Source organism: Pseudomonas prosekii, from assembly GCF_900105155.1.
Classification (GTDB): Bacteria; Pseudomonadota; Gammaproteobacteria; order Pseudomonadales; family Pseudomonadaceae; genus Aquipseudomonas; species Aquipseudomonas prosekii.
The window spans coordinates 2,094,671-2,120,447 of the sequence record NZ_LT629762.1; the positions used below are offsets into that span (position 1 = coordinate 2,094,671).

The 25,777-nt window shown below is 60.2% G+C and carries 21 protein-coding genes; 11 read left to right on the forward strand and 10 right to left on the reverse strand.

Annotated features, from left to right (window positions below):
* Window positions 1–47 precede the first annotated feature (47 nt).
* Window positions 48–5,342 (reverse strand): NEL-type E3 ubiquitin ligase domain-containing protein, encoded by a 5,295-nt coding sequence (locus BLU01_RS09615; protein WP_092273975.1) that lies wholly within the window; start codon window positions 5,340–5,342, stop codon window positions 48–50.
* Between the two features lie 246 nt (window positions 5,343–5,588).
* Here BLU01_RS09615 and BLU01_RS09620 point away from each other — a divergent pair, with 246 nt between their 5' ends.
* Window positions 5,589–6,713: a sensor histidine kinase gene (locus BLU01_RS09620; protein ID WP_092281548.1), complete on the forward strand. Its 1,125-nt coding sequence runs from the start codon at window positions 5,589–5,591 to the stop codon at window positions 6,711–6,713.
* A 223-nt stretch (window positions 6,714–6,936) separates the two neighbouring features.
* Here BLU01_RS09620 and BLU01_RS09625 read toward each other — a convergent pair whose 3' ends face one another.
* Window positions 6,937–7,242: a chaperone modulator CbpM gene (locus tag BLU01_RS09625; protein WP_092273979.1), complete on the reverse strand. Its 306-nt coding sequence runs from the start codon at window positions 7,240–7,242 to the stop codon at window positions 6,937–6,939.
* A 26-nt stretch (window positions 7,243–7,268) separates the two neighbouring features.
* Window positions 7,269–8,216 (reverse strand): DnaJ C-terminal domain-containing protein, encoded by a 948-nt coding sequence (locus BLU01_RS09630; protein ID WP_092273982.1) that lies wholly within the window; start codon window positions 8,214–8,216, stop codon window positions 7,269–7,271.
* Window positions 8,217–8,514: 298 nt separating this feature from the next.
* Here BLU01_RS09630 and BLU01_RS09635 point away from each other — a divergent pair, with 298 nt between their 5' ends.
* On the forward strand, window positions 8,515–9,789 hold the full coding sequence (locus tag BLU01_RS09635; protein ID WP_092273985.1) for an Hsp70 family protein: 1,275 nt from the start codon (window positions 8,515–8,517) through the stop codon (window positions 9,787–9,789).
* 148 nt (window positions 9,790–9,937) lie between these two features.
* On the opposite strand, the gene BLU01_RS09640 is transcribed toward BLU01_RS09635, so the two are convergent.
* The 3 genes from BLU01_RS09640 to BLU01_RS09650 form a co-directional block, all read right to left on the reverse strand.
* A complete protein-coding gene (locus tag BLU01_RS09640; RefSeq protein WP_092273988.1) occupies window positions 9,938–10,951 on the reverse strand; it encodes an AI-2E family transporter in 1,014 nt (337 codons plus the stop codon).
* A gap of 280 nt (window positions 10,952–11,231) precedes the next feature.
* Window positions 11,232–11,537 carry a PsiF family protein gene (locus tag BLU01_RS09645; RefSeq protein ID WP_092273991.1) on the reverse strand — a complete coding sequence of 102 codons (306 nt, stop codon included), beginning with the start codon at window positions 11,535–11,537 and terminating at the stop codon, window positions 11,232–11,234.
* A 63-nt stretch (window positions 11,538–11,600) separates the two neighbouring features.
* Complete coding sequence (locus tag BLU01_RS09650; RefSeq protein WP_178076581.1) at window positions 11,601–12,395, reverse strand: AraC family transcriptional regulator; 795 nt, start codon at window positions 12,393–12,395, stop codon at window positions 11,601–11,603.
* 97 nt (window positions 12,396–12,492) lie between these two features.
* On the opposite strand from BLU01_RS09650, the gene BLU01_RS09655 reads away from it, so the two are divergent.
* Complete coding sequence (locus BLU01_RS09655; protein ID WP_092273997.1) at window positions 12,493–13,380, forward strand: DMT family transporter; 888 nt, start codon at window positions 12,493–12,495, stop codon at window positions 13,378–13,380.
* Between the two features lie 307 nt (window positions 13,381–13,687).
* Here BLU01_RS09655 and BLU01_RS09665 read toward each other — a convergent pair whose 3' ends face one another.
* Window positions 13,688–14,578: an esterase/lipase family protein gene (locus BLU01_RS09665; protein ID WP_092281550.1), complete on the reverse strand. Its 891-nt coding sequence runs from the start codon at window positions 14,576–14,578 to the stop codon at window positions 13,688–13,690.
* A 309-nt stretch (window positions 14,579–14,887) separates the two neighbouring features.
* Here BLU01_RS09665 and BLU01_RS09670 point away from each other — a divergent pair, with 309 nt between their 5' ends.
* Window positions 14,888–15,418 (forward strand): ferritin-like domain-containing protein, encoded by a 531-nt coding sequence (locus BLU01_RS09670; RefSeq protein WP_092274003.1) that lies wholly within the window; start codon window positions 14,888–14,890, stop codon window positions 15,416–15,418.
* Between the two features lie 146 nt (window positions 15,419–15,564).
* Here the strand turns inward: BLU01_RS09670 and BLU01_RS09675 are convergent, their stop codons facing one another.
* On the reverse strand, window positions 15,565–17,640 hold the full coding sequence (locus tag BLU01_RS09675; RefSeq protein WP_092274006.1) for an AsmA family protein: 2,076 nt from the start codon (window positions 17,638–17,640) through the stop codon (window positions 15,565–15,567).
* Between the two features lie 387 nt (window positions 17,641–18,027).
* On the opposite strand from BLU01_RS09675, the gene BLU01_RS09680 reads away from it, so the two are divergent.
* From BLU01_RS09680 to BLU01_RS09710, 7 genes are all read left to right on the forward strand, one after another.
* Window positions 18,028–18,453 (forward strand): hypothetical protein, encoded by a 426-nt coding sequence (locus BLU01_RS09680; RefSeq protein ID WP_092274009.1) that lies wholly within the window; start codon window positions 18,028–18,030, stop codon window positions 18,451–18,453.
* A 172-nt stretch (window positions 18,454–18,625) separates the two neighbouring features.
* On the forward strand, window positions 18,626–19,258 hold the full coding sequence (locus BLU01_RS09685) for a TetR family transcriptional regulator (RefSeq protein ID WP_092274012.1): 633 nt from the start codon (window positions 18,626–18,628) through the stop codon (window positions 19,256–19,258).
* A gap of 297 nt (window positions 19,259–19,555) precedes the next feature.
* Window positions 19,556–20,056 carry an urease accessory protein UreE gene (gene ureE / locus BLU01_RS09690; RefSeq protein WP_092274015.1) on the forward strand — a complete coding sequence of 167 codons (501 nt, stop codon included), beginning with the start codon at window positions 19,556–19,558 and terminating at the stop codon, window positions 20,054–20,056.
* Window positions 20,053–20,727: an urease accessory protein UreF gene (locus BLU01_RS09695; RefSeq protein ID WP_092274018.1), complete on the forward strand. Its 675-nt coding sequence runs from the start codon at window positions 20,053–20,055 to the stop codon at window positions 20,725–20,727. The genes ureE and BLU01_RS09695 overlap by 4 nt, the downstream gene beginning before the upstream one ends.
* A gap of 29 nt (window positions 20,728–20,756) precedes the next feature.
* Entirely contained in the window at window positions 20,757–21,371 is a 615-nt protein-coding gene (ureG, locus tag BLU01_RS09700; RefSeq protein ID WP_092274021.1) for an urease accessory protein UreG, read from the forward strand.
* A 29-nt stretch (window positions 21,372–21,400) separates the two neighbouring features.
* Window positions 21,401–21,973 (forward strand): HupE/UreJ family protein, encoded by a 573-nt coding sequence (locus BLU01_RS09705; RefSeq protein ID WP_092274024.1) that lies wholly within the window; start codon window positions 21,401–21,403, stop codon window positions 21,971–21,973.
* A gap of 109 nt (window positions 21,974–22,082) precedes the next feature.
* Window positions 22,083–23,216, forward strand: coding sequence for an AGE family epimerase/isomerase (locus BLU01_RS09710; RefSeq protein WP_092274027.1), 1,134 nt, complete (start codon window positions 22,083–22,085; stop codon window positions 23,214–23,216).
* Between the two features lie 130 nt (window positions 23,217–23,346).
* Here BLU01_RS09710 and BLU01_RS09715 read toward each other — a convergent pair whose 3' ends face one another.
* Window positions 23,347–24,252 (reverse strand): cation diffusion facilitator family transporter, encoded by a 906-nt coding sequence (locus tag BLU01_RS09715; protein ID WP_092274030.1) that lies wholly within the window; start codon window positions 24,250–24,252, stop codon window positions 23,347–23,349.
* A gap of 178 nt (window positions 24,253–24,430) precedes the next feature.
* Window positions 24,431–25,201, reverse strand: coding sequence for an SDR family oxidoreductase (locus BLU01_RS09720; protein WP_092274033.1), 771 nt, complete (start codon window positions 25,199–25,201; stop codon window positions 24,431–24,433).
* Window positions 25,202–25,777: the final 576 nt, after the last annotated feature.

Genomic DNA, 25,777 nt, shown 5'->3' on the forward strand with positions numbered 1-25,777 from the left:
GTGCCGACGCCTTCGCGGGCAAGCCTCGCTCCTACAGGGTTTGTGGGTTAGTCGGTGGTGGTTTCAACCTTGAAGGGGATCTCGACGCGCTGCACTTTTGCGCGGTCCATCGCTTGCTGGGTCAAGGTCTGACGCAGCTGGTTGATTTGCGCTTCGATGTCTGCCAACTCGGCGTTGCAAGCCGCGTCGCTCATGACCACGCCCGGTGCGATGGCGCTGTCGGGTTTGCCCAGTTCGAAGGCCAGTATCCGCAGCTCTTCTTTGAGTTTTGCTTTGGCTGCAGGCGTCAACGCCTGGCCTGAAGCCCGCTCATCCAAGGCAATTTTCAGCGCGGTGACGTCATCGTAGCGTTTGCGCAACGCACGGAACGCGCGTCGGTTGGAGGCTTCGACGTAGTCTTTCCAGAACGGCACGGCAATGATCGACTCGCGCAGCAGCGGTGCTTGTTCCAGGGCAATAACAGTGTCGTAGGCATCGTCGATCATCTTCTGTGTGACCCCGGCCATGTTGCGGAACAGCATCGACCGCGCCTGCCACGGCAAGTCGAGACGGTCGGCCAGCCCGATCAGAAAACTCAAGTGCACTTCCACCACGTCAATCGTCCCGACGACGTTACCTTCAGCGTCAACTCGACGCAGTTGCTCCTTGGCGGCCAAGCGCTCGGCAACGTGTCGTCGAGCGATGGCATTGACCTGCTCGATGCGTGACTGCCCTTTGGCGAGTTCAACCAGTTCGCCCTCGACCAGACCCGGATTACCCAGGGATTTCGCTTCATCCACCAAGACGCGCATGCCCAACTCGTTGAATGCCTGGATGGCGCCATCCCGGCAATTGGTCGGCACCGTCGCCTCGGCAAACAGCGACTCGCGCAACTCGCCGTTCTCGTGCATGGCTTTGAGCATGCGCCAGACCTTGTCGCTGAGGTCGCCGCGGTACACGCCGCCGCTCTTGAAGTCAGCGGTTTCAGTCAAATCCTTGAGCAAGGAAAAGAACGCCTCCGAGCCGAATTCGTCTTCCAGCTCATCCCAGATCACTTGCTGTGAACGCCACTGCGCCGTGGTCATGCCTTGCGTCCATTGGACGCTGTCTACCGTGCCCAGCGGCGGGTACGCGCGCTCTGGGTCCAGACCCACTGATTCGGTGTAAAGCCTGACCTGGCGGATCGCCTCCGCGCTCATTGGCGGCTCGCTCAGCGAAAGGTGCGTGCGCCCCAGCAACTCCGCGCGGAACGAACCCGGCGCTACCTGCGGCACCTGCGTGATCGGGTTGTTGCGCATGTCGAGATAGATGTTGCGCGGGCGCTGCTGGCTGAAAATCCCCGTCGGCCACGTGTCGATGCCGGTGTCTTCCAGCACCAATACATGCAGATCGCGCATCAACGTAATGTCCGGCACCAGGCCGATGGGATTGCCGGAAAATGCCATTGCGTGCACGCGATCGAGCGACCGCAGGCGCGCCACGGCCTCGGGCGTCAGCACGATCCGGTTGCCGTTGAGCGCCAGGTCGGTGAGGTAGCGCATGTCGCCGATAAAGGGTGGCAGCTCGGTCAGCAAGTTGTCGGTCATATCAAGGACGCGTAAACGCCGGAAGTTCTGCACAAAGCGCAGCTGGCCGCTACTCACTCCGGTATTGCGCAGGCTCAGGCTGGTGACATGGTCAAAATCGGCCTGCAACTGCGGGAAATTTACCAAGTGGCGATCCAGCGGCATGCCGTCCAGCACCAGTGATTGCGGATGCGCAAGGCCAGGAGCCCTGACGCCTTTTGGCCCGGTACGCTGCCAGCATCGCCTGAGCAAAGTACACAGCTCGTTTCGCGCATGCCATTGCGCGACGCCGGCGGGACTGAAGCGAATCGCGTCAGTCGGGCTATCGCGCCAACGCTGCAGGGTTTCGCACAGGTTGCTGAACTCGTGCTCAATGCTTCGCACGTAGGCGTCCAACGGGATATTTCGTCGATACAGATTATCCAGCACCCGGTCGATATCATCGCTGACGAAGCCTGGATAGAGACTGTTCAGGCGAGTGCGCGCGTTGGCTTCGCCGGGAATGATCCGCTGGAAATCACGCGGCATGCCGCCGGGCAATTTCATGGTCTGCGGGTCGTAAGCCGGTTGGTTGATCGGCGCGTCCTGCAACACCGTCGAAAACGTCCCCCGGGCCAAAGGTTGTTGTTGCACTTTGCGCTTGAGTTGCGCGCCTTGAAAAATGTCGAAACCCAGCGCGGTGCGCTCCTTGTCGGGCAAGGCATGCAGCAGCGCAGCGTACAAATCGTCGGCGCCGTGCAGATGCAGGTCGAGATCGTCGCGCGCCTCGAACAGTCCGTTTTCGTTGACCACCAGCACTTTGCGAATGGCTGCCGACTGCGGGCCGACGCTGTCGCGCAACGTGCCTTCAAACCCCAGCTCGCGCACTTCGATGCGCACGTTGTCGGCCCAACCGGGCAACGCCGCGATGCTGTGTAACGCCAGGCGCTCGGTGTCGGCACCAGCCACTGCGTCCAGGTACAAACCCTCGTAGCTGCGGGCGATACGCACTTCGCGCAACGCTTCACGTGCCTGCGTGCGCAGCCGCAAGGGCAGGCGGGATTTCTGCTCGATGAAGCGCAGCTCCTCTCGGGAAGCTTGCTCGATCAGTTGCCGCGCAACTGAGTACGGCAATTGTGCAAAGTCACGTTGCAGCAACAATTGCCGCGGGTCTTCGATGAGTTCGCCGCGCTGGTACATCGACTCGAACACACGCTCGATTTCGCCCCCGGCGCGCATCGCCAGGCGATCGCTCAGCGCCTGCAGTCGCTCGCCTCGCATGCTGGACACACGTTGCCCGATCAGCGCGTGAATCTCGTCCTCACTCAGGGCGGCGAGCACCCGCTCAGCCAGTTTGCCGCCACGCAGTTGCGCCCGGCTGACCTTGATTACCTGCGTCCCGGTTGCGTTGGCGTTGCCGTACTTGATCGATGCACCGGAATAGACGCCGGAAGCGGCGTCGGTTTCGAACAATTCAATGGCTCTGGATTCGGGCCAGAACGGTAATTCGCAGAGGAACGTCGGCAGAAACCCTTCCAGTGATTGGGTAACCGTGTTGTGCAGAATCTGCTGGCTCAAGCCCTCGACCTCGGCATACACCTGAAAGCGCTTGATCGTGTCAGCCAGTATTCCGGGAGCGCGCTCATGCTCGGCATGCATCCGGCGCAACTGGTTATGATCCACCCCGCTGACCGTGCGAACTTGCGCCTGGCGCTCCGGCGCAAGGTTTTCGAGCGAGTGGCCCAGGCGACTCCAGACTTTGTCTTCATCCCAGGCCAGCGGCTCTTCCAGTTCGGTAATCCAGCCGCCCAAGTCGTTCTGCGCGAGGGTTGGCTGATAGGCATTTTCGCGCACCGGGTGTTGGATCCGCGGCCGAGCAGTGGCCGGGTCTTTTTTTACCGCATACCGTTTGTTCTCCAGCGCCAGCACCGACGTGCCGTCGTGGTCATGCAAACCCTGCGCATCGGGCTGCGAGTTCTCCGGCAACGGCAACGCCCGCTCATAGGGCGCGAGGTCAGGTTTCCACAAACTCGGCGTGCCATCGGGCAACTGCACGGCTTTCAGGCTGTCGACAACCGGCGAAGGCGTGACTGCTACCGGGATGCCGCCGGGCAGGACATGGCCAGCGCCCATCATCGCCAGTTGCGCGCCGTTGATCAGTACCGAGCAAATGTGCGCCGAGGCCTCGTCGCGATCACCCTTGCTCCAGTCTTCAATGCCTTCGGCGAAGTCCTCGGCCAATTGCGCAACCATGATCGCCAACATCGCCTCACCGAGCCCCGGCACCAGCATGGCGGTGAAGTTGAACAGGTTCCACGCGATATCCAGGTAACCGCTGAGACGTTTCCAGCGGCTCTGTGCATCTTCATCCCCGGTGGGTACGGCGATCCGCCGCGCATCGGCAATCGCCTTGTCCCGTCGCTCGTGGTACAGCGTGCTCCAGAGATCGTCGGTGATGACGTTGGTAATCGGCTCCGGATCGGGGCGCTCGATCGCGGTCTCGCGCCACCACGGCCCCATGTCCAGCGGCTCGCGCTGCTTCCAGGTAAACGTCTTGAGCCGCTCATTGACCCGGCGGAAAAAAGCCCCTTGGTCTTGCTGGGCGACAAAACGACTGAAAAATTCCTGATAGCCGCTTGTGCGCAGTTGGCCGATCAGGGTCTTCATGAAATCGCTGAAGGAGTCGTATTCTCTGAGCGGATGTTCCGGATCATCCGGGATGTAAACGATCACGTGACCGATCAAGCGACTCTGCCGGTAATTGTCCTGATCGCGCGCCATCGCTTCGGAGAGGCCCTTGGGGCCATTGGCAAAAAACGCCTTGAGCAGCTTCAGGCGCTCGAAATCCTGGTGCGGCAAGAACGGCACGATCTGCGCCCAGTCGAGTACGGTTCGCAGAGCTGTCGAGGTCAGGCTGTCGACGGCTTTTTTCGCCCAGCCCGGCTCGCCCACGGCGCTGAACAAGGTAATGCCATGGAGTCGAAAGCCCATCAGCGACAAGCGATGGTTGTGCAGCGGCAAATCGTAAAACGTCCTGTGCGCCTCGCCGTCGGCCACTTTCAGCAGCGCACCATAACCGTGATTGGTGATTTCACCTTTGAGCACAGCGGTCAACGCTGCGAGTTTGAACACTTGCTTGTCCCGCGCAACAGTCTCCTGCTGCAGTTTCACTCGTTGAGTGGCCGCCACCGGCTGCAACACACCTTTAATGTGCGCCTGGTATTTCGCGCCAAGGTCGAGGGTCCGAGCCAATGTCACAAATTGCGCAACCGTCATCGAATGCCGTTGCGGCGCGCCCTGCTCATCGGCAGTGAAAACCCCGGAGCCTTCGCTGAATGCATCGGCCTGCGCTTCCGCCGCTTCGAAGTTATGCAGCGCCGCGTCGAGCAGGGTCATTTTGCGCAAATGATCGGCGCCGCGACTGATGCCGAAGATGATTTTGCTGGGCACGTAGAGGCGTAATTCGGCGACCCGAACGTCGAGTTCGACGTTCAATTGGTCTTTTAATGCCTTGAGCAGCAGCGGCTCGGCAAACGCCTTTATGCCTTGCAAATCTGCGGTCAGCTCATCGACGTAGCCTTGAAACAGCCACCGCAGGCCAAACAAGTCGCGCCAATGGTCGCGATCGAGCTTCCGCGCCTTGAGGTACCACTCGGGGAACGTATTGATCAGCGTTTGCGCGGCGAGAATGCTCTCGCGGGGAACACTGGTGGCAACGACGAGGGATTTTTGCCTGATCAAATCGACATGAATGTCAGTGTCATTTATTTCAGAAAGGTAAGCCGTTTCATGTGCAGTTTCTTGCTGTGCGTCAGTCATATGACAACTACCGTCCGTGATTATCGAACGATCAGGCTAACCCGCAAAAATGTTCGAAAATAGCGCGAAAAATCGTCCAAACGCGCAACAAAATCGCAAAAAATCCTCAGTAATTGAAATATTGAAAATATATAAATACCAACCGCCGCCGAGATTTTTTGCTAGCGCACATCAACGGTGTGCACTCGACGCGAAGACGTTAATATGCGGTTTGCTTTTCCGCTCTCACCGCCGGGGTTCTGGTTTATGCGTTTAAGCGAATTCATCGTGGTAGAGGTTGATCGGGTCGTCGATGAATGGGAGGAGTTCGCCCGCGAGCTCACGCCTGACGACAATCTGGATCGCATCACTTTGCGCGATCACGCCCGTGCCATCCTGCTGGCTGCCGCACGGGACATGAACACCGCGCAGACTGCCGCAGAGCAGGCCGCGAAGGCCAAGGGCGATGGCCCTGACAAATCCCCGAAACTGATCGAGGCCGCTGCCAGCCATGGCGAATTGCGCCATATCGTCGGGTTTGACCTGGTGCAGATGACGGCCGAGTTTCGCCACTTGCGCGCCTGCGTCATTCGGCTGTGGGTCGAGAGCCTGAAGACGCCGGACCTGGCCTACTTCCAGGACATGATCCGTTTCAATGAAGCGATAGACGAGGCGCTGGCCGAATCGACCGCCGCTTATGCCGGGCAGGTCAACCATTCGCGCGATATGTTCCTGGCGATCCTCGGCCACGACCTGCGCGCGCCGTTGCAAGCGGTGAGCATGTCCACCGAAATGCTTCTGCGCAAAACCGATCTGGACGGCGCGGCGCTGACGAGTGTGAAGCACATCAAGCGCGGCACGCTGCACATGGCGGCGATGGTCAGCGATCTGCTTGAACTGGTGCGCAGTCGGCTGGGCAAGACGCTGCCAATCGAACCCGCGCCGATGGACCTTGCCGATGCGGCGCACGAGGCCATTGCCCAGGCCTGCGCCGGCAACCCGGAATGCGATCCGTCGATCACGGTTAAGGGTGATACGCGAGGGTCGTGGGATGGCGGGAGGATCAATCAACTGCTGCAGAATCTGATCGGTAATGCCTTGCAGCATGGCTCGAACAAGCGCGACGTTACCGTGGAACTGATGGGCGAAGGCGAGGACGTGCGCCTGACCGTGCATAACTTTGGCGTGCCGATCCCGCCAGAGGCGATTGCGACGATTTTCGACCCGCTGGTGCGCAGCGTTGACGAAACACTCGGGCAGCCGTCGACCAGCCTCGGTTTGGGGTTGTTTATCGTCAAGGAAGTAGTCCGCGCGCATGGCGGGACGATTGAAGTCAGTTCCAATGCGCAGGATGGGACGTTGTTTACCGTGGTGCTGCCGCGCGGGGTTTGACCTTTAGAGCCGCACCTCCTTTAGAGCTACGTCACCTTTAGAGCTGCGTCACCTTTAGAGCTGCGTCACCTTTAGCGCTGCGCCATCTTCATCGCGAGCAAGCTCGCTCCCACAGGGATCTCGGTGGTCAGCAGAACCGCAGGGTTTCATGACCACCGCAAAACCCTGTGGGAGCGAGCTTGCTCGCGATGGCGATTGAACAAACATCCCGATATTCGGGCTGTTACTCAACCACCAACCGGCCCAACCGCTGTTTCAACATGCGGTTCTCCGCGCGCAGCTGCTGGACTTCTTCCAGCAGGTCCAGCGCCAGCGCGACGCCTTCCCACTCCAGCTCCAGATCATGCCGCAGCTTGGCCGCGCGTTTGGCCAGGGCCAGTTCGTAATCGTTGAAACGCCAATCCTTGGGCGCGGAGCCCTGAGGTTCGAGGATGCCGTGTTCGACGATCTCGATCACGTAGACGTCCGACAATTCGGTCGCCTCACAGAATTCTGCCATGTCCAGTTGAACGATCAGGGGACTGCTCATCGTCAGTATCTCCAGGTTCTAGCGGATCAGAAATTTTCTCTCGGATCGAACGCGGCTTTCTTCGCCAACTCTTGCCACAACGCCTTGGTTTCGTCGTCCGACGCTTTCGGCATCACAGCCTTGAGCTGCACGAAAAGGAAACCGCGCTCGCCCTTCTTGTTCAGCAAACCGTGGCCCTTGGCGCGCATGCGCTGGCCATTCTGGCTGCCGGCCGGGACTTTCAGGTTGATCTTGCCCGTCAGCGTCGGCACCGCCACTTCGGCGCCCAACGCCAGTTCCCACGGCGCCAGCGGCAAGGTGATGATGAGGTTTTCACCCTCGACATCAAATTTCGGGTGCGGCGCGAAACGGATGATCAGGAACAGGTCGCCATTGGCGCCGCCACCGATGCCCGGCGCGCCCTGACCCTTGAGGCGAATGCGCTCGCCGTCGGTCACGCCGGCGGGGATTTTTACGTTAAGGCTTTTTGTGGTGTTGCTGACGTGCTGGCCGGCCGCGTTGTATTGCGGGACCTGGAACGTGACCTTCTTCGATTCGTTCGAAAGTGTCTCTTCGAGAAATACTGCGAGTTCCATTTCCACGTCTTGCCCTCGACGTCCGGCGCTGCGGCCCGACTGTCCACCACCAAAACCGGGACCACGGTTGCCGAAGATCGAACTGAAGAAGTCCGAAAAATCGCCCGTGTCCTGACCACCACCAAAACCAGCGCCGCCACGGTTCTGCCAACCTGGGGGCCCCTGGAACGGCTGGCCGTGCTGGCCATATTTGCGCAAGTCGTCATATTCGGCGCGCTTGTCGGCACTTTTCAGCGCTTCATAAGCTTCCGAGGCGTCCTTGAACTTTTCCTCGGCGTCTTTTTCCTTGCTGACGTCGGGGTGGTATTTGCGCGCGAGCTTGCGATAGGCGGCTTTGATCGCCTTATCGTCCGCGGTCGGCTCCACACCGAGAATCTTGTAATAGTCTTTGAAGTCCATCTGAGGATCACCATCCGTTATCAAAATCGCGCCGCGAACCCCAAGCATGCACGTATAACTCGCCGCTGGGTTGACCGATCTCAAGGTTGTGACCGGGCTGCGCATCAGAAGTTTATCGGCAGCGGTGGGCGGTTCTTTTGACCGTCCCGGGGCTGCCAGGGCCAATGCAGACAAGTTTGGGGCATGCGCCCCGCTTATCAAGGCGCTATTGATGTTGATTTAGCGGATAGTCGGCCTTCGAATCTTCGCCGCACTGGCATACACTGCGCGGCCGTTTTTTAACCGGAACTCGAAAGACATGAAAAACGCATCCCCAGCCCGTGCCTGCGGCATCGACTTCGGCACGTCCAACTCCACCGTCGGCTGGCTGCGCCCCGGCATGGAAACGCTGATCGCGCTGGAGGACGACAAGATCACCCTGCCCTCGGTGGTCTTTTTCAACATCGAAGAACGCCGCCCGGTGTACGGCCGACTGGCGCTGCACGAGTACCTGGAAGGCTACGAAGGCCGGCTGATGCGCTCGCTCAAGAGCCTGCTGGGTTCCAAGCTGATCAAACACGACACCAGCGTTCTCGGCACGGCGATGCCGTTCAAGGACCTGCTCGGGTTGTTTATCGGCCAGTTGAAGAAACGCGCCGAGACCGCCGCTGGTCGCGAGTTCGAGGAAGTGGTGTTGGGGCGTCCGGTATTTTTCGTCGATGACGATGAACTGGCCGACCAGGAAGCTGAAAACACTTTGGTCGATGTCGCCCGCGCCATCGGTTTCAAGGATGTTTCGTTCCAGTACGAGCCGATTGCCGCTGCGTTCGACTACGAGTCGACCATCGAAAAAGAAGAGCTGGTGCTGATCGTCGACATCGGCGGTGGTACGTCTGACTTCTCGCTGGTGCGTCTGTCGCCGGAGCGGCGCATGCACGACAACCGCCACGACGACATCCTCGCCACCGGCGGCGTGCACATCGGCGGGACCGATTTCGACAAGCAATTGAGCCTGCAAGGCCTGATGCCGCTGTTCGGCTACGGCAGCCGCATGAAAAGCGGCGCTTATATGCCGACCAGTCACCACATGAACCTGGCGACGTGGCACACCATCAACTCGGTGTATTCGCAGAAATCGACGTTGGCGCTGGGCAGCATGCGCTACGACATCGAGGACACGGGCGGCATCGATCGCCTGTTCAAGCTGATCGACCAGCGTGCCGGGCACTGGCTGGCGATGGAAGTCGAAGAAACCAAGATTCAGCTGACCCACGCCGACAGCCGCCACGTGCCGCTGGACCGCATCGAACCGGGCCTGAGCGTGGAACTGACCCGCGCGCTGTTCGAATCCGCCATCAACAATCTGCTGGAGCGCGTGCGCAACAGCGTCACGCAACTGTTGAACGACGCCAACGTGCGGGTTGATCAGGTTGATACGGTGTTCTTCACCGGCGGTTCGAGCGGCATTCCGGCGCTGCGCAACAGCGTCTCGGCGATGCTGCCAAACGCGCGGCATGTTGAAGGGAACATCTTCGGCAGCATCGGCAGCGGTTTGGCGATCGAAGCGATGAAGCGCTACGGCTCGATGGACTGACACAGGCCCCTGTGGCGAGGGGGCTTGCCCCCGTTAGGGTGCGCAGCAGCCGCAAAATCGGTGAGTGCGGTTGATCCGATGAGATCAGGGGGCTGCTACGCAGCCCAACGGGGGCAAGCCCCCTCGCCACGATAGGATCAACAGCGAATCAAACCATCCCCACCAGCTTCAGCTCGCTCTTCAGGTACGCATAATAAATCGGCCCCGCCACCACTCCCGGCAGGCCGAATGCGGCCTCGAACACCAGCATTGCCAGCAGCAACTCCCAAGACTTGGCACTGATCTGCCCGCCGACGATGCGCGCGTTGAGGAAGTATTCGAGCTTGTGGATAAAAATCAGATAACCCAGCGCCGCCACGGCGACCCAGATCGACAGTGACAAACCGACGATGGTGATCAGGGTGTTCGACATCAGGTTGCCGATCACCGGCAACAAGCCGAGCAGGAAGGTCAGCACGATCAGGGTTTTGGTCAGCGGCAACTTAATGCCGAACATCGGCAGGATCACCGCCAAGAAGATCCCGGTGAAAAAGGTGTTGAGCAAGGAAATCTTGATCTGCGCAAAAACGATGTTGCGAAAGGCCTGGACCAGCAGGTGCAATCGGTCGAACAACGCGGCCGCCAGCGGTTTGCGTTTGGTCACGTCCGGCACCCGCTGCAACGCGATGATCGCGCCCAGCACCATGCCGATCAGCAATGTCACGAACATGTGCGCGGCGTCTTTGCCGACCAGTTGCAGGTCGCTGAGGTGTTTGCTCATCCACGCGCCGATGGCCACGCGAAATTCCGCAGCACTGGCCGGCAGGTAGGCGTCGATGAACGGCGGCAGTTGCCCGCGTGCGCGGTCGACCACGTGCATGAATTTGTCGAGGGAGGCGCCGGGGTTTTCCGCTTCGTGCAGCAGGAAGCTGATCGCGCCAGCGAAGATCAGTGCCAGCACGCTGACCACTAAAGTGCCGAGCAACGCCACCGCCAGCCATCGCGCGCGGCGACCTTCGATCAGGCGCTGCAATTGCGGGGTGAGCATGTTGACCAGTTCAAATACCAGCAAACCGGCCAGCAGGCTTGGCAGCAAGCGCAACGGCAGCACCAGCAGCAACCCACCGAAAATGATGATCCAACTGATGAACAGCAGGACTTGGCGTTGAGAAAACGTTGGCATACAGCCTCAAAACGAACGGCGTAAAAGGACCGGCAGTCTGCCAGCGTTCCGGGATCAGCACTAGGAAATGTGCAGGGCGGACCTGGTGAGAGGACTGATGGCTTTTGTTGCCGAGCCTACTGGCCCCATCGCGAGCAAGCTCGCTCCCACATTGGACCTGTGAACAAAGCCCCGTGCGGGAGCACCTTCAAAAACATCCGCCCTGTGAACACAGCCCCCTGTGGGAGCGAGCTTGCTCGCGATGGGGCACTTACAGCCCCCACATTTCCTCGCCGATGGCTTACTTTTTCTTCAAACAATCACTCATGAAGGTTTTGCGCGCATCGCCCGTGAGCGCTTTGGTCTTGGCGTCGGCGTTGCAGGTTTTCATTTTCTCTTGCTGCGGCGTCAGGACTTTTCCGTCATTGGCCGCTGGCGCCGCTTTCAGGCAGGTGCTCATGTAGGCCTTGCGCTCATCGCCCTTGAGACTTTTCGCAGTAGCGTCGGCATTGCAGGTGGTCATTTTGTTCTGCTGGGCGGTGGCGGCGAAGCCTTGGGAACAGAGCAGCAAACCGATCATCAACAAAGGGACACGCAACATCTTCATGGAGTTTTCTCCTTGTTGCCGCACCGATGGATGCGGCCTCGCCCTGAGTGTAGACAACGCCTGTTACACCTTCCTGCCGTCAAGATGGCTGCGTCGATATTGCTCCGGCGTGCACCCGGCCTGGCGCTGAAACATCGCGATAAATGCCGAACCACTGCTGTAGCCCAGGTCGAAGGCGATTTCCTGAATGCTGCGAGCACTGCCCAGCGCTTCGATCGCCGCGAGAAAGCGCAGGCGCAGGCGCCATTCGCCGAAACTCATGCCCAATTCGCGGACAAACTGGCGCGCCAAGGTGCGCTCGCTGACGTGAATCTGCGCCGCCCACTCGGCCAATGGCCGGTTGTCCCCAGGCTCGGCCTGCAACGCTTCGAGGATCCCGAGCAGCCCCGGACTGCTGGCGTACGGCAAATAACAGGCATGCTCGGGCGCCTGCTGTAGTTGATCCACCAGCACTTGGGCGAGACGAACGTCGGCGTCCTGCTCGGGAATCTTCACATCGCGGGCGGCGAAGTCCTTGAGGATTGCCTTGAGAATGTCGCTGATCGCCAGTGTGCACGCCTGCTGCGGCAACTCCCGGCACAGCGACGGCGCCAGGCACACCGCGCGGTAGTTGATCGGCTGGTTGCTGTAGAAGCTGTGCTCGGTGTGCGGCGGCACCCAAACCGCGTATTGCGGCGGCGACATGAAACGGCTGCTGCCGATTTCCATGTGCAGCACGCCGCTCGACGAATACTCCAGCGTGCCCCACGGATGGCGGTGCGCCGAGGCGTATTCGTGGGTGTCGAAGTCGGCGTAGCGGAAGTACACCGGCGCCGGTAATTCGTAGAAATCCAGCAGATCGATGTGTTTGCGGCTCATGCTGTCCGTCATCAGGGGCAGGTTGTCTGGATCGAAGTATAGGCGTGCATCCAGACAAGCGGATAATTGCGCTTCATTAACGTTCTGGTTGTTTGCGATGCAATACGCTTATCCCTTGCTGGCCATTTTCATCTGGGCCGGCAATACCGTGATCACAAAAATGTCGGCCGGGGCGATATTCCCGGCCGAGATTGGTTTCTATCGCTGGCTGCTGGCCGGATTGCTGTTCACCCCTTTCATGCTCAAACCGGTGATCGCGCACTGGCCGAAGATCCGCGCCAACCTCGGCAAAATCTTTGTCCTCGGCGTGCTCGGCATGGCGGTTTATCAGAGCCTGGCCTACTTTGCCGCGACCCGGACTTCGGCGACCAACATGGGCATCATCCTGTCGCTGATGCCTTTGATGTCGCTGACCATGGCGATCATCAGCCTCGGCCAACGCCTGACCGCCGGCGCGTTGGCCGGGGCGGTGCTGTCGTTCGCCGGGGTGCTGGTGGTGGTGTCGTCCGGCAGCCTCGGCGTATTGCTCGAACACGGGGTAAATCTGGGCGACGCGATGATGTTGATCGCGACGCTGGCTTACGCGATTTACAACACGCTGCTGAAAAAATGGCAGCTGCGCCTGCCGCCGCTGGTGTTGCTGTACATGCAGGTGTGGGTGGCGGTGATTGTGCTGTTTCCGCTGTTCGCGGTGTCGCCGAAAATCGGCCTGACCGCGCAAAACATTCCGCTGGTGCTGTACGCGTGCCTGCTGGCGTCGATGGTCGCGCCGCTGGTGTGGATGCAAGCCGTGGCGCGCCTCGGCCCGAGCCGGACCACACTGTTTTTCAACCTGCTGCCAATCATCACCGCGCTGATTGCGGCGGTGGTTTTGCATGAACAATTGGCGATGTATCACCTGGTGGGCGGGATGTTGACGCTGGGCGGAGTGATACTTTCCGAGCGCTGGACGACGGTGCTGGGCCGCAGGATTCGCGTCGCCTGACCTGACGTCATCGCGAGCAGGCTCACTCCCACAGGAGTTCACCGAAATCCTGTAGGAGCAAGGCTTGCCCGCGAAGAACGATGACGCGGTCTGGATTCGCGTTGCCTGACCTGACGTCATCGCGAGCAAGCTCGCTCCCACAGGAATCCCCGAAATCCTGTAGGAGCAAGGCTTGCCCGCGAAGAACGATGACGCGGTCTGGACTCGCGTTGCCTGACCTGACGCCATCGCGAGCAGGCTCACTCCCACAGGAGTTCACCGAAATCCTGTAGGAGCAAGGCTTGCCCGCGAAGAACGATGACGCGGTCTACACCCCTGCCGCCTTCAACCGCGCGGCGTGCTCCACAAACAGCCGCAGCGGCTGCGCGCCTTTGCCGACCAGGCCCAGCGACTGGTTGACGATGTCGAAGTGATCCATCGGGAAGTCGTCGCCAATCACCGTGCCGAGGTGCGAGCTGTAGCGCCCGACCATTCCGTCGCAGTGCCCCGCTTCGCGCACGAAGGTTTTGGCGAATAACCGGCAACTGCGATTGGTCCCGTCAAACAGATTGCCGCCGCGATCGGTTTTGCCCGGCTGCAAGGTCCCGGACCACGAGTAATATCGCACGCCGTTGACCTCTTCCGGCCCCTGCCCGCCCCAAGTATCTGGCAACCCTTGTGGATAACGCTGATTGAACAGCGCCACCCCTTCGGTCGTCAGCGAATGGTGCGAGGCGGGAATATCCACCGGCAACTTCGGCCCGCGATAACCAGTGTCCAGCAGCCCCATCACCGCGCCAATCACCCGCAGCAGCACGCCAAGCAAACGGCCTTTGGCACTGTCGGCCGGGTAATGTTTTTGCAGATAATCAGCCAATTCCGAGCCGTGATTCGGTCCGGCGACTGACGTAACGGAAGCCACCAGATCCGGACGTTGCGCAGCCGCATAACGAGCCGTCAACGAGCCTTGGCTATGGCCGATCAGGTTGACCTTCTGCGCCCCGGTCTCACGCAAAATCTGCTCAATCCGCGCCAGCAACTGCTCGCCTCGCACCTCGCTGGAATTGAGCGGCGACACCTGCACCGCAATCACCACCGCACCACCACGGCGCAGCGCCGCGATGATCCCGTACCAGTACGGATACAGCACCAGACGGATAAACCCGAGCATTCCCGGGACCAGCACCAACGGGTAACGCGTTGCGCAATCTTGCGACATGGGCGACATGGGCGGACATCCTTGTGATCGGTGAGATGACGCCAGAGCCGATGCAAGACCTCAGCCAGGCATCGCCAGCGTGATCGCGCAGTCTAGGCCATCTGCCCAGTTTCAACCCGGCCACGATCTACCCGACCGAGAGCACTTTCGGCGCCGGGTACAGCGCGTTGCTCGTAACCCAAGTCAACAAATGTTGACCGCTGGACCAATTTCATAAAACTTTCTGCAGCGCGTGTTACTCCCATCTTAAGTAGCGATCACGTCCCCGAGAGGCGTGACGCAAACCGGATTAGCCTCCAGGAGATCGAGATGAGCGACATGCAGTTGTCTGATAAAAACACCCTGCGCCAGCGGGCCCGCCAGAACGTCGAAAACGGTGCGGTGACCGAGGGCTACAGCGCCGACCGCGAGGAAGTGCTGCGCCTGCTCAACGAATCGCTGGCCACCGAACTGGTCTGCGTGTTGCGCTACAAGCGCCACTACTTCATGGCCAACGGCGTGAAAGCGCACGTGGCTGCCGAGGAATTCCTCGAACACGCCAATCAGGAAGCCGAACACGCCGACCGTCTGGCCGAGCGCATCGTGCAACTGGGTGGCGAGCCTGAGTTCAACCCCGACCTGCTGTCGAAGAATTCCCACGCCCAATACGTGGCGGGCAATACTCTGAAGGAAATGGTCTACGAAGACCTGGTCGCCGAGCGAATCGCCATCGACAGCTACCGCGAAATCATCCAGTACATCGGCGAGAAAGACCCGACCACCCGGCGCATCTTCGAAGACATCCTGGCCCAGGAAGAAGAGCACGCCGATGACATGGCGGACATTCTGAACGACCTGTAATACCTGATAGATCGCCTTCGCGGGCAAGCCTCGCTCCTACAGGGTCAACACGATACCTGTAGGAGCGAGGCTTGCCCGCGAAGGCGTTTTCATGAGCGCCGCAGAATGAACGTTCCCACGCTGAGCGTGAGAACGATTTATCCGGGTTACTTGCTCGGTTTGACGGTCACCGGTGCCTTGCCTGCTTTCATCTGCTGCAGCAGTGGCTCGCACTGGTTCGGTTCGCCGCCACTCGGTGCGACCAGTGCCAGCAAGCCTGCCGCCGGTGCAGCAATCACGCCCAACGCAACCATCCCCGCCCCGCGCAACATCAGCGGCACGGCTTTGACGCCGGCGTCCGGCTTGATGAATTTGCCGCGCACGTACAGCGGCGAACGCAGCGATATCAAACGCCAGCCTTTCGATTCCGGCGTCACCGTCAGGTCCAGTTGCTCGGTGGCCATGTTGGCGTTGCCGTCGATGTAGATAATCGCGTTCTCGGTATCGAAGACGAACAACTGCGTGGTCGCCAGGCCGGTCTTGATATCAAAGTCCGCCGCAGCGCAGTTGATCTTCACTTCCTTGTCGCCAAAGATCTTGCCGACCACGTAGTTGCCGACGTTAAGCCCCGCCAGTTCCATCAACTCACGGCTGATCGCGCCGTCATTGATCAACATTTTCAGTTTGCCGTTGGAGCTGCCCAACAATGCGGCGACCGAGTTGCCGCGCCCGGCAATGTTGGCGTCGCCATTCAGCTCACCGAAACTGGTTTTCATCGGTTCAAAGGTCGGGAACAGCTCCTTGAGCTTGAAGCCCCGCGCCGTCAGTTTTGCCTGGCCCTCCAACGGTTCGGTGCGGCCATTCAGGCGAATCTGCGCATCCAGTTTGCCGCCGGCGACGCCGAAGCGCAGCGGTTCGAGGCTGAGCACGCCGTCAGTCAACACCACGTGGGTATAGAGGTCATTGAACGGCAGTTTCTCGCTGTGGACGATGCGCTTGCCGGTGAATTCGACATCGGCGTCCATATCGCGCCAGCGCTCGGTTTTGAACTCCTCGACCGGCAACACTTTGCCCGTCGGCTGCTTGCTCTCGCCGCCACGGGCCTTTTGCTTGGCGTTGGAATCGGCACCAATCAGCGGCGCCAGATCGGCGAACAACAGTTGATTGGAAACCAGCGCGCCGCTGAGTTTCGGCCGAGGCTTGCTGGCGACATACGCCAGATCGCCATGAATATCGCTGTCGCCGATCTTGCCGTTGAAGCCTTCATAGCGGAACTGCGCGCCGTTCGCGTCATGCAGCTTGGCAATCAAGTGGCCGTCGGTGGCATACGGCGGCGAATCCGGCAGCGTCACGCCGGTCAGCGGGTACAGATTGGCCAGGCTGCTGCCGGCGAGTTTCAGCCGCAGGTCCAAAGCACCCAGGTTGAGCGGATCAGTCAGCGTGCCCGCGAGCTCGACACGGGTGTCGGCGATCTGCGCTTTCGCTTGCAGCGGAAACGGCTTGGCCGCGTCCTGCAAGGCGAGCAAACCGCCGATCTTGCCTTCGCCGGTGAGTTTCTGCTGGTGATACTGGCCTTTGACCTTGATCGCAAACGCGTAGTCCTGCGGCGCTGCGCCCTTTTCCACCGCAGTTTTCGCGGCTTTGTCACCGACGATGTCACTGAACGGAATAGGCTTGCCCAGCGGATCGATCAACACGTCGAGCTGGGTTTTCAAACTCTGGTCGTCGAGGGTGACGTGGCCCTTGTCGAAACCGATGGCGCCGATGTCGACCACCCAATTCGAAGGCTCGGCGTTCGGGTCTTTCGGGTCGAATTTGAACGTCCAGTTCGCGCGGCCATCGGCCAGGCGTTGCAGCTCGGCGTTGGGTTCGGTGAGGTCGATGCGCGGGATGACCACGCGCTGCGCCAGCAGGGCCAGCGGCGAGATGCGCAGTTCGACGCGCTTGAGCGTGACCATCTGCGGCTGTTTCGACCAGTCCGGGTTGCCCAGGCTCAACTCCTCGGCAACCACGTGCGGCCACGGCACCCATGAGCGCCAGCCGGCCTCATCGAGTTCACGGCGCCACACCACCGCGAGGTTGCCGTTGATGGCAAACGGTCGGTGCAGCTCTTCGGAAACTTTGGCGTTGAGCGGCGGTTTGATCCGGTTCCAATCGAAGAACACGATGACCAAAACCAGGATCGCCAACAGCACGACCAGGGAGGAAAGGGTCCAGGTGATTATTTTAGAAGTGCGCGTCATTGCACAGGGCTCCTGAATACGACTGAGCGCCCTGACTGCGACGCATGTGTGAAACGTTGGGCCAGAACTGGCCTGCCATGAAATCTACGACTGAAAAACGCCGCTCAGGTTTAACCGGATTGGCGCTTAACGTTGAAATAATCCCCCGCCGACACAGTGCGCACGCTTCAAGCGTTACCGGTCCCGCACTGTTGTGCGGCGCGAATGGGTCGAAACTACCCACCTCGGTGCAAAACCGCCCGCCTGAAACGCCCGATCTAGAGCCTCTGCGCAGAACAATCAATTCTGTTGATTATTACCATTGCGTTTATGAACTTTTATATCGACTTATCGAGAGTAGCATTGCCCTCGTACCCAATTTATCGCCCTCCCAAGGAGCAACCCATCATGAAACGCCAATTACTGCTTAGTCTTACCCTTTCGATGCTGGCCAGCACTGCTTTCGCTCTGCCAGCCGCCGAACAAGCCACACCGCAAATCAAAGACAGCCACTCGGCATACAGCCACACCGTAGCAGCCGACGGTTCCGACCGCACTCCACAAGGTCAGACCCTCGCTGAAGGTGGTAATGATCGCCTGAAGGAAAAAGGCTTGATCACCGAAGATGGCTACGACAAAACTCCACAAGGCCAGTCTGTTGCCGAAGACGGCTACGACAAAACGCCTCAAGGTCAGGCAGTCGCCGAAAACGGCCGCAACCGTCTTGAAGAAAAAGGTCTGGTTGAAGATGGCTACGACAAAACCCCACAAGGCCAAGCCGTTGCCGAAGGTGGTGGTGATCGTGTTATCGAACGCAACAGCGCAGTGAGCTGAGCCCATGGCGGCCCAGAAAAAAAGCCCAATCACCGGATTGGGCTTTTGCCTTTTATAGCCACACTTAATAGCGCCACCCTCGCTCCCCGCTGCAAACCATGATTCCCGTTCGACGCCAGCAAAGCCGATTTGCTAGAGTGCGCCGCAGTCCTGTCCAGAAAACATTTTTGCGATGCTGCCCCGCGCCGAACAGAAACAACAGACCCGCAACGCCTTGATGGACGCCGCTCGGCATCTGATGGAGTGCGGCCGAGGATTCGGCAGCCTGAGCCTGCGTGAAGTGGCGAAAACCGCCGGGATCGTGCCCACCGGTTTCTACCGGCATTTCGCCGATATGGACGAACTGGGCCTGGTGCTGGTCAGCGAAGTCGGCCAGACCTTCCGCGAAACCATCCGCCTGGTACGCCATAACGAATTCGTCATGGGCGGCATCATCGATGCCTCGGTGCGGATCTTTCTCGATGTGGTCAGCGCCAACCGCTCGCAATTTCTGTTTCTCGCCCGCGAGCAGTACGGCGGTTCGATGCCGGTACGTCAGGCGATTGGCCGTTTGCGCGAAGACATCAGTTCCGACCTCGCGGCCGACTTGTCGCTGATGCCGAAATTGCAGCATCTGGACATCGCCGGGCTGAATGTCATGGCCGACCTGATCGTCAAAAGCGTGTTCGCGACCTTGCCCGACATTATTGATCCGCCCGTCCAGGCATTGCCCGAGCACCTGACACCTCAGGCAAAGATCACGCAGCAATTGCGTTTCATCTTTATCGGGCTGAAGCACTGGCAAGGGCTCGGCAGCACTGAGTAAACGATAAAACCGTAGGAGCGAGGCTTGCACGCGAAGGCATCGGTACATTCAACAATGATGTCGACTGGTAAACCGCTTTCGCGAGCAAGCTCTGCTCCTACAGGTTATCGCCAGTCAGAGTATCGCCGCCCCGCTCCCGCATTTGGTGCATGAACAATTCTTCACGCACCAACATCGCTCATATCCCCGCAACATCCTGCAACAACTACTATTCTCCGTCAGGGTTTTCCTACAGTTCGCCCGATTGGCAAGCCCCTTGCTCTAACCAGAGCATTGTCCTTTGCTGGAAGCTTTCCGATGCTGGTGATTCATCGCAGAATCGACCCTCAACCCGTCTGGGCCGCCGAGTTGCACCTGACCTTCGAAGCCCGGAGCAAAAGTCGTTTGCGCTGTTTCAGTGCCGAACAGGAAGACGTCGGGTTGTTTCTCGAACGGGGCCAGCCGCCGCTGTATGACGGCGAATGCCTGCAGGCCGAAGACGGCCGCGTGGTGCGGGTTTGTGCGCGCCCCGAACAACTGCTCCACGTCACCTGCGCCAACAGTTTCGAACTGACCCGCGCGGCTTATCACTTGGGCAACCGCCACGTGGCGCTACAGGTCGGCGATGGCTGGCTGCGCCTGCTCGACGATTACGTGCTCCAAGCCATGCTTGAACAGCTGGATGCCAATGTTGAAAACATCGAAGCGCCGTTCCAGCCGGAACATGGCGCCTACGGTGGCGGCCATCACCATTCGCGGCACGGCGACGAAGATTTCAACTACCCGCCGAAACTGCACCAATTCGGCGTGCGTTTATGAACCCAGCCTGGGCGCTGCTGCGCCTGGCCAGTCCGCAATTGCCGATTGGCGGCTACAGCTATTCACAAGGCCTGGAAATGGCCGTGGATAACGGCCGCGTGACGGACGCCGAGAGTGCGCGACGCTGGATCAGTGATCAATTGTTGCTCAACCTTGCGCGTTTCGAAGCGCCGTTGCTGCTGGCGCATTGCGTCGCCGCTGCCGACGACAATTGGTGCGAATTGTTGCAACGCTGCGAGGAGCACCGCGCCAGTCGCGAAACCCGTGAGCTGCATCAGGAAAGTCGGCAGATGGGCTACTCGTTGCAGCAATTGCTCAATGGTTTGCCGGAACTCGACTTGCCGGCGCGGGCCTTTCTCGAACAACGCCCCGAGCCGCATCTGGCACTCGGCTGGGCGTTGGCCGCACGGGCCTGGGGCATCCAGGCGCAAGACGCCTTGGCCGCGTGGCTGTGGAGTTGGCTGGAAAACCAGTTGGCGGTGCTGATGAAAACCCTGCCGCTGGGCCAGCAAGCCGCGCAACGCCTGACCAGCCAATTGCTGCCGCTGCTGCAAGAAGCCCAGCAACACGCGACCCGCATCAATCCCGAACACGTGGGCAGCGCCGCTTTCGGCCTGTCCCTGGCGTGCATGGGCCACGAACGCCAGTACAGCCGCCTGTTTCGCTCTTAGGGCGCTTTATTTTATTTCTGGAGAAGCACATGAACACACAACCTCTGCGCGTCGGCATCGGCGGCCCGGTCGGCTCCGGCAAAACCGCGCTGACCCTGGCCCTGTGCCTGGCGCTGCGCGAGCGCTATAACCTGGCGGTGGTCACCAACGACATCTACACCCGCGAAGACGCCGACTTTCTGGTGCGCAACGAAGCTTTGGCGCCGGAACGCATCATCGGCGTCGAAACCGGCGGCTGCCCGCACACGGCGATCCGCGAAGACGCCTCGATCAACCTCGAAGCCGTCGACCAATTGAACCGGCGCTTTCCAGGGCTGGACCTGATCATCGTCGAGTCCGGTGGCGACAACCTCTCGGCAACCTTCAGCCCGGAGTTGTCCGACCTGACCATCTACGTGATCGACGTTTCGGCCGGCGACAAGTTGCCGCGCAAGGGCGGGCCGGGGATCTGCAAATCCGATCTGCTGGTGATCAACAAGGTCGACCTCGCACCGTTGGTGGGCGCCTCGCTGGAGTTGATGGACAGCGACACCAAACGCATGCGCAACGGCAAACCGTTTGTCTTCAGCAACCAGAAAACCGGCCTCGGCCTCGAAGACATCATCGCTTTCATCGAACGCCAGGGCTTGCTGACCGCAGCCTGATCACGATTTATCAACAAGGAAGCTTATCCATGACACTCAAACGCATCCTCGGCGCCCTCGCCCTGCTGCTGACTCCGGCGATCGCTCTGGCCCACCCGGGCCACGGCGACAACGGCTTGATCGCCGGGATCAGCCACCCGATTTTCGGCCTCGATCACTTGCTGGCGATGCTCGCGGTGGGTTTGTGGGCGGCGCAGCAACAAGGCGCGGCGCGTTGGGCGCTGCCGTGCACGTTCGTCGGCACCATGCTGATCGGCGGCATGCTCGGTTTTGAAGGGCTGGGCCTGCCGGCGCTGGAGAGCGGGATTGCCGCGTCGGTGCTCGCGCTGGGCCTGGCCGTGGCGCTGGCGGTGCGTCCGCCGCTGAGCATGGCGGTCGGTGCGACGGCGTTGTTTGCGCTGTTTCATGGCGTGGCGCATGGTCTGGAATTGCCCGAGATGTCCAGCCCATGGGCCTATGCCGCCGGTTTTGTGGTGGCGACTGCGGCGCTGCACGCGGCGGGTTATGCGCTGGTGCGCGTGCTGCCGACAGCAGCGGCGCCGGTGATTCGCCTCGCGGGCGCGGCGTCGGCGGCGACTGGGGTGTGGTTGCTGGCGGGCTGAGTTTTTATCTGAGCGCAACCGATCGTTCCCATGTTCTGCATGGGAACGATCAATGCGCTCACTCTGCTAACATGTCGCGCAATCGCCCCTGCCGTGACGACGCCAGCCAATGCTTTCTGTTTCCCGCTCCGCCTCCCAGCCTGAATTGACCGCCCTGTTCGCCTCGGTGCAACAGCATTTCGAGGACGTGATCGTGCCGCTCTGGCAAGGTCCCGGCTGGAACGCTGATATGGCGTTGCCGTATGAAGCGCTGGACGCCGAGCATCAGCCGTTGCCCCCGCAGCGCTATCGAGCGATGGCTTGCGCGCGTCAGCTGTACCTGTTTTCCAGCCTGATTGGCCAAGTGCCAGCGGCGGAGGAGCGTGCGGCGGCGCTGTTTCGTTCGTTGCAGCAGCACTTTCACGATGCCGAGCACGGTGGCTGGTTCCACAGCATCGATGCGCAAGGCGCGCCGCTGGATCAGCGCAAAGACCTCTACACCCACGCCTTCATCCTGTTCGCCTGCGCCCATTATTGGGACAAGGTGCGCGAGCCCCTGGTGGAATCGGTGCTCAACGCCGCGCTGCAAGTCATCGCACAACGTTTTGCCACGGACGACGGTCTGTACGAAGCCAGCCTTGAGCGTGACTGGTCGTCGCTGAACAGCGGCCCGCTGCAAAACCCGCTGATGCATCTGGCCGAAGCCTTCCTCGCCACGCTGTCGGTGCGCGAAGACGCCGCCGCCGAGGACGCGCTGCTGAAGTTATGCACAGCCATGCAGGAGCAATTCGTCGATCCGCAGACCCGTGTGTTGATGGAGAAACCGTTGGGCGCTGTGGATAACTGGTTTGAGCCGGGGCATCAGTTCGAGTGGTATTTCCTGCTGGAGTCGTCGCCGTTGCTGCGCGGTTCGCAGTTGCATGAATCGCTGGACCGGGCCTTCGCACTCACCGAGCGCCTCGGCGTCGCTGAACACAGCGGCGCGGTGCTGGCGATGCTTGATCTGCAGGACGGTGGCAGCGCCAAGGATTCGACTCAACGCATCTGGGCGCAGGCTGAATACCTGCGCGCGCTGACGTTGCGCCCACACAGCGAAGCGCCGGTGCTGCGCCAGTTGCAGGCGTTGCAGCAGCGTTTTCTGCATGTCGGCGGCTGGTTCGAATGCCGCGATGAAGCGGGTGAAGTCAGCCGCAAGGACATGCCTTCGACCACGCCTTATCATTTGGCGACTTGTTATCGTGGGTTGGTTGAATATCTGCGCTAACCGGCAGACCGCTTTCGCGGGCAAGCCTCGCTCCTACAGGGGTCGTGTTGAATCGCGATAATGCGAACGACACCAATCTGTAGGAGCGAGGCTTGCCCGCGAAGAGGGCCTCAAAGCGGTCACCGGCTAATCACGCGATCCACTTGCGATCCCCGGTAAAGCTGATGGTCAACCAACGCGCCGCATCGGCCTGACCCAACTTTGCCGAAATCTCCTCGCGCAACGCATCCAGTTGCCCGACGCCTTGCAGCGGATAATCCGCCGGCAACACCACGTGAATCTCGATAAACCGCGCCCGCCCGTGCTTTTGCACGTAGGAGCTGTAGTCGTCGAAACCGTGCTCGACCTTCGCCGAGTCCATCACCTGGCGCACTTTGTCGTCGAGTTTATCCGGGGCAATCCCCAGCACATCGCGCAGCGCCGGACGCAGAATCTTGAACGCCGGGGGCAGCATGCTCAGCGCCAGCACGATCAGGATCAGCGGGTCGACATACACCGCCCACTCGTTGTAACCCTGAGAGGTCAGCAGCAGCGCCGTGAGGAAACTCACCAGCAGCCCGACCGAGAGCATCGCGTCGACCAGCCAACTGATGTTGTCGAACTGGATCAGCGTGGATCTGAGCTTGCGGTTGCGATGGCGAACGTAGAAGAAATAGGCGAACTCGACCACGGTAAACACCGCGGCATAGATGATCACCAGCCCCAACTCGATCTCGCGGCCACCATTGATGATGCCGAACACGCCATTAAGGAAGGCGTAGATCGCAATCAGGAACAGGAAACTGCCTTCGATCAGCAACACCATCGGCTCCAGGTGCCAATAGCCGAACTGGAAGCGGTGGTTACTTTCTTTGGCGATAAGTTTGGCGGTGATCAGCATCAGGACCTTGATGAAGGTCGCGATCAAAGAGAAAAAACCATCGAACAGGATGGATTGGGCACCTGAAACAAAACCGGTAACGATCCCGGCGATCGCCACGGCGAACATCAGGATGGTCGATTGTTTGAGCAGCGACTGCTCACCTCGGTTACTCACGTAGCCTCCTCTGAAAACTGGGTTGTGGGCAGGGAGTCTACCTGATGTGCGGTTGTCGCCTGTTATGACCTCATCGCGAGCAAGCTCGCTCCCACAGTGGTTATGGGTCGTGCCCATCCCGGCGCACGCCACCCAACCTGTAGGAGCAAAGCTTGCTCGCGATAGCCGTTACGCGGTCTTACGCCTTGCTTTCTTTGCGCTCAATCGCGAAACCGGCCCAGCTCTGGCTCACCGGCATCAGCTCCAGGCTGTTGATGTTGATGTGCGCCGGCGCGTTCATTACCCAGAAAATGGTGTCGGCAATGTCCTGCGGCTGGATCGGCTCGGCACCGGCGTAAGTGGCGTCGTAACGCTCCTTGTCACCGGCAAAACGCACCAGCGAAAACTCGCTCTCGCACAGGCCCGGCTCGATATTGCTGACGCGTACGCCAGTGCCTTGCAGGTCGCAGCGCAGGTTCACCGAGAACTGTTTGACGAACGCCTTGCTCGCGCCATACACGTGGCTGCCCGGATACGGGTAGTTGCCGGCGACCGAGCCGAGGTTGACGATGCCGGCGCCACGACCATGGGCAATCAGGCGCGGCAACAGCAGCCGAGTGCTGTACATCAGGCCTTTGATGTTGGTATCGACCATGGTGTCCCAGTCGTCCAGATCACACTTCGGCGCCGGGTCCACGCCCAGTGCCAGGCCGGCGTTATTGATCAGCCCGCGCAGCTTGGCGAAGGATGGCGGCAGGTTGGCAATCGCCTCCTCCATCGCCTTGCGATCGCGTACGTCGAGCACCAGGCCATGCACTTCGGTCTGCTTCGACAGCTCGGCGCACAAGGCGTTAAGGCGTTCTTCACGACGGCCCGTCAGCACCAGCTTCCAGCCAGCCTCGGCAAAACGACGGGCACAGGCTTCGCCAAAACCGGACGTTGCGCCGGTGATAAACAGGGTGTTGGACATCGTGTTCTCCTTGCTTCGACTGACCGGCAGCCATTGGAATAGAAAATCAGCCGCCAGCATGCCCGCGCGCGCCCGCAGCAGCAACTGGCACGCCCCAATTGGACGCATTCATGTAGCAGCTGGCGAAGCCTGCGTTCGGCTGCGAAGCAGTCGCCCATCGGCGGCAAACAGTGAAAGTGGCGTTGTATGGATTACGACTGCTGCGCAGCCGAACGCAGGCTCCGCCAGCTGCTACAAGGGCCGTGTTTTCTGTACGAAAAACGATCAACCGGCGCAACGCCTTGTGCGTCGTGGCTTGCAGCCATGTGCGCGCACGTTATCCACAGGCCGGTCCACAGTCTTTGGGGGCAAGTGCAAAAGCTGCAAGCCGCTGTGTATAAGGCTTTGCGGGCAGAATCGAAAGTTTTTCGCTTGACCCTGAACACCCCACCGTGTAGCCCATGGCATTTTGCACGATTGACCGCTCAAACCGACGATGGCGCCAAGCCAGTAACGACGGCCCTCAGCGCAGTCTTTCCAGAGTTTAACCACAGACTTATCCACAGGCTGAGCGGCAGCGAATTCGGCCGTTTTGAC